At 51.5% G+C, this 4,112-nt stretch carries 3 protein-coding genes; all 3 read left to right on the plus strand.

What is annotated here, in order from left to right; translation table 11 throughout:
• The first annotated feature begins 376 nt into the window (after positions 1 to 376).
• A complete protein-coding gene (cas6, locus tag JRG72_11510; protein MBW2135830.1) occupies positions 377 to 1,336 on the plus strand; it encodes a CRISPR system precrRNA processing endoribonuclease RAMP protein Cas6 in 960 nt (319 codons plus the stop codon).
• 51 nt (positions 1,337 to 1,387) lie between these two features.
• On the plus strand, positions 1,388 to 3,991 hold the full coding sequence (gene cas10 / locus JRG72_11515; GenBank protein MBW2135831.1) for a type III-A CRISPR-associated protein Cas10/Csm1: 2,604 nt from the start codon (positions 1,388 to 1,390) through the stop codon (positions 3,989 to 3,991).
• Between the two features lie 10 nt (positions 3,992 to 4,001).
• Positions 4,002 to 4,112, plus strand: a 111-nt coding sequence (locus JRG72_11520) for a type III-A CRISPR-associated protein Csm2 (GenBank protein ID MBW2135832.1), incomplete at its 3' end; no start/stop codon positions are given.

Here is a 4,112-nt window from a genome sequence, read left to right on the forward strand (position 1 = left end):
CCCATTCCTGGGCAGGTCCGAAACCCAGAACCTTTTCGTATTGGTCACAGTTTGGCGCCATGCTCTGCGCTCAGTTGAGTAGTCGCTAGAGTCTCAGAGATTTGGTGTTTAGTCTCAATCAACACGTCAGAAAACTTTATCACCTGGGCCAGCCCGCGGTGAAACGCTCAACCCTGACAGAAGCCAATGAACTACGTCCGGCCATTATTTTTTGAAAAGGTTTAGCGCAAGTTATGGCACCGCTTATATGGCGAGCTGACCCATAAACATAAACGGCAGTCAAAGATAAAAATCCTTGCTTCGACTACCATTGAGCTCTGTGCCGGACACTTATGATGAAATATCGTAATTAATTCATGGCACCCAAACATTTTCGCTGAGGAGATCTTGGACCGTGCTTTATGGGAAATACCGCTTTCACTCCATCCTGGAGAGCGACGCTATACTTCCCCCCTATAAAGGCTCAACCTTTCGGGGAGTCTTTGGCTTAGCCTTGAAAAAAGTTGTCTGCGTGCTCAAGACCCAGGAATGTAAAGATTGTCTGCTAAGAGACCGCTGTGTTTATTTCCAGGTCTTTGAAACCCCCCGAAACCCAAGCCCTGGTATCCCTGCCGATAAAAGGCCCTCACCGCCGCATCCCTTTGTGATTGAGCCGCCGCTCTCTCGGCATACACATCTAAAGCAGGGAGAGAGTTTTGATTTCGGACTGATCCTGTTCGGTCCGGCCAGCGAGAAGTTGCCTTATTTTGTCTATGCGTTTGAACAGATGGGGAGAATTGGCATCGGTCAGAAGATCAGAGGCCAACGCCCCCAATTCCATCTCATCAGGGTCACCAGCGACGATAAGGTGATTTATCAAGCCCAGGACCGGCGATTACTGCTTGACTCGACAACTAATTTACAATTGGCAGCTCCAGCCCCGGAGGACAAGTCCTGCAACCAGATTACCGTTATTCTCCAAACTCCATTAAGGCTGAAATTCAGAAATACCTACCGGGCCGAATTGCCGTTCCATGTATTAATCCGGGGGATCCTGCGACGTATTGCGGCCCTCAACAATCATTATGGAGCCGGAGAACCAGACTTGGACTATCGGGGACTGGTGGCTCGAGCTCAGGAAATTAAAACTGTGGCCTCAAGTGTCCGATGGTACGACTGGAAGCGCTACTCGAACCGTCAGGAGCAGGCCATGCTCATGGGCGGGATGATCGGTCAAGTAACCTACCGGGGGACACTGGGGGAATTCCTGCCGCTAGTCCGCTTTGCGGAACAGGTGCATCTGGGCAAGGCCACCACCTTTGGCCTGGGAAAAATTAAAATGGTCCGGGAAACCTAAGGGAATATTGGGGGGACGGCCCGGAGGGACTTAAAATCAGGGAGAAACACAATGGACGATACCGTCTTGAAAATCGCCATCGCCGCCTTCATGCATGATATCGGCAAACTGGTGCATCGGGAAGTCCTAAGTATTACGGATGAATACATTAATAATCACGCTGACCTCTACCAGCCCTTCTATGAGGGTCGCCATACCCACTTGCATGCGGTGTTCACTGCGGCCTTTATTGAAAAATTACAGGATCGGCTGCCCAAAGAGTTTAACCAGGCCCAGTGGGGGGAAGGGGATGCCTTTATCAATATGGCCGCCAAGCATCACCGGCCGGAAACTCCCATGCAGTGGGTGGTAACCATAGCCGACTGGATCAGCAGTGGTTGGGACCGAGAGCCCTATGATCAGGAAAGCCAGACATCCTGGCGGGATTACCAGCGTGTACGATTGGTTCCCGTTCTCGAACAACTCGGGGCCGAGCCGATTGCCGCTCAAGTTGAGTGCTCCTATGGTTACCCCTTGAGAGAGATTTCGCCGACCAATATCTTTCCCCGTTTAAAAAGAAAAGTCGAACCTGTGGATACGGTGGTGGCAAACCAGGAGTATAAATTCCATTTTGAGAAATTTATTGACGCCCTGGGAAATCTCAAGCACCGGGAGGAGAATCTGGAACTATGGTTTGAACATTTCGACAGTCTGGTGATGATCTATACGTCGGCGATTCCCTCGGATCGGAGCGGCAAAGTGGTGCCGGACGTCTCGCTTTATGACCATGCCCGGACCACGGCGGCGCTGGCGGTAACGATCTATCTCTACCATCAGCAGACCAATAGTCTGACCATTGAAGCCATTAAAAATTATGCTGACCGGAAGTTTCTTTTAATAAACGGTGATTTCTATGGCATCCAGGATTTTATCTTCAGCAGATATGGCGATCTGCGCAAATATCGCTCCAAGATTTTGCGCGGCCGTTCTTTGGCGGTATCGCTATTTTCGGAATTGGCCGCCGACCTGGTCTGTCGGGAAATCGGCCTGCCGTTCTCCTCCGTTATCCTTAATAATGCAGGAAAATTTACTATTATAGCGCCAAATACCCCGGAGGCCCAAGCCGCACTCCAAAATGTTGAGACGAAAGTAAATAAATGGCTGATGGAAGTTTCCTATGGAGAGAACGCTCTAGGATTTTCCTGGCGGGCAGCCTCGGCCCATGATTTTGTGGGTGGGCAGTTCCCCGAGCTTTGGGAGAAGTTGGGCCAGGATCTGGAAAGGCAGAAGTTTACCCGGCTAGACCTGAGCAAATATGCCGGACCGGTTATAGATTATCTGGACAGCTTCAATAGCGACCTCAATCCACCGCTTTGCCCCCTCTGTGGGAAAAGGCCGGCGGCACCAGCCGCACAGGATGATTTGGTCAAGGAAGCGGGGTCATCTTGCAAGCTCTGCCGCGACCATATCTTCCTGGGGACCAATCTGGTCAAGAAGAAACATCTGGCCATAACCACCCGGGAGGCAGAACTCCGGCAGCCGGATAATATGCTGCGAGAGCCGATTTTCGACTACTATCAGGTGGCGTTTTTAGAAGGAGATCTGAGAAATTTGGCTCGGAACGGCCAGCTTTTGAAATACTGGAATCTCGCCCTTGCTCCGGACGGTGCCGTGCCTACAGGGATCACTACCCGATTTATTAGTGGCTATGTCCCGGTTTATCGAGAAGGAGATCAGCATGATGAACGTCTCCGGGCCGGAGGCCGGAGTGAAACCAAGAAACTGGAACTTATCGACCAGATCGAACCCGACACTCCTAAGACCCTGGAGCATATTGCCGCGATGGCCCGGAATCCTACGGAAAAGCCCGGAGTTTTTCAGGGGATTGACGCGCTGGGGATCCTGAAGGCCGATATTGATAACCTGGGCCTTTTAATGGCTTGTGGTCTGGCCCCTAAAAGGTTCACCCTCTCCCGCCTGGCCACCCTGAGCCGTCAGCTTAACAACTATTTCACGCTGTACCTACCACATCTACTATCAACTGACCGACGTTACCAAGATATTTACACGGTATTCGCCGGCGGTGATGACCTGTTTCTGATCGGGCCCTGGAATCGGATTATCGAGCTGGCGCGGCATCTACGGGCAACCTTTGCCGACTATGTGTGTCGCAACCCGGCCATCCACTTTTCCGCCGGTATTAGCCTGCAAAAGCCTCATACCCCCATTGATCATCTGGCCCTGGCCGCCGAAAGTGCCCTGGAACAATCCAAGGACGCGGATAAAAATCGGCTGACGCTTTTCGGGGAAACCGCCACCTGGGAAGAATTTGAGCAGTTACAGCAGATTAAGCAGACTTTGGGAAAATGGCTGGCACAGAAGTGGATAAATCAGGCCATGCTGTATCGCCTTAATGAACTGCTCCAGATGGCCGGTGAAGAAAGGCGCGTCGTTGCCAATAACGAAGTTTACCTGGATGATATGGCCTGCACCCGCTGGCGGGCGATGGCGGTCTACTTTCTGGAAAGAAACATTGGCAAAGAAATCAAGGCAGAAGAACGCCGGCAAGTCATTGACCAGACCGCGGTAGAGATCGTGCGTTGGCTGGAGGTGTATGGCAGCAAACTGAAAATGCCGCTCTGGGAAATTCTGTATAACCACAGAGGGGTAGAATAGGAGGATAGGCATGGAAAAAATCGTTTTTTGGAAAGACCGGGAGCGAGGGACCATTGAGCCTTCCTTGTTTTCTAAAACCGCGGAAGAGCTGGCGAAAGAGCTGGCAAAAGATCACCAATCA

It is taken from the genome of Deltaproteobacteria bacterium (genome assembly GCA_019309545.1).
Classification (GTDB): domain Bacteria; phylum Desulfobacterota; class Desulfobaccia; order Desulfobaccales; family Desulfobaccaceae; genus Desulfobacca_B.